Below are 854 nucleotides of genomic sequence, written 5' to 3'. Positions count from 1 at the left end.
CCTTGACAATGCACGTACAATGTTCTCTCTATGTTCCAAACCAAACCACCCTCGAGACAATGCGGCGTTCGAACCTCCGCGGGCGAACGGGCCGGATGGAAGCCAACATCCTCCACGCTGATCTGGACGCCTTTTATGCCTCGGTCGAACAATTGCTCGACCCGGCCCTGCGCAGCAAGCCGATCGCCGTCGGCGGCGGCGTCGTGCTGGCCGCGTCCTACGAGGCCAAGGCCTTCGGCGTACGTGGCGGCATGCCGGGGCGGCGGGCGCGGGAACTGTGCCCCGGTCTGATTTTCGTCGGCGGTCATTTCAAGGATTACCAGCGGCTCGGCGACGCGGCCATCAAAGTGCTTGGCGATTTCACGCCGGTGGTCGAGCGGATTTCCATCGACGAGGCCTTCGCAGACGTCACCGGCTGCACCCGTCTGTTCGGCCCGCCGGCCGAGATTGCCACAACCATCCGCCGCCGCGTGCGCGCCGAACTCGGCCTGCCGATCTCGGTTGGCGTGGCGCGCACCAAGCATCTGGCCAAGATCGCCTCGCAAGTGGCCAAGCCCGACGGGCTGGTGGTGGTCGATCCGCGCCACGAGCTCGAGTTCCTGCACGATCTGCCGGTTGAGCTGATGTGGGGCGTCGGTCCGGTCACCAGGGAGCGGCTGGCCGGCATCGGCGTCAACACCATCGGCGAGCTGGCGAAGACCAACGGTGGGTCGCTGGAGCGCCTGCTCGGCCCGGCGGCGGGCGCAAAGCTCAACGCGCTGGCCTGGAACCGCGATCCGCGCAAGCTCGAGACGCAGCGCCGGGCGCGATCGGCCGGCGCGCAGTCGGCGCTCGGCAGGAGACCGGCCGAGGAG

Annotated in this window: 1 pseudogene; it reads left to right on the top strand. The window is 67.9% G+C overall.

What is annotated here, in order from left to right:
* Positions 1-95: 95 nt before the first annotated feature.
* Positions 96-854 (top strand): annotated as a pseudogene (locus tag EOA86_RS36570) (DNA polymerase IV); the annotation flags it as partial.

The organism is Mesorhizobium sp. M5C.F.Ca.IN.020.32.2.1 (genome assembly GCF_004023105.1).
GTDB classification, from domain to species: domain Bacteria; phylum Pseudomonadota; class Alphaproteobacteria; order Rhizobiales; family Rhizobiaceae; genus Mesorhizobium; species Mesorhizobium wenxiniae.
This window is presented reverse-complemented; position numbering and strand designations above follow the sequence as displayed.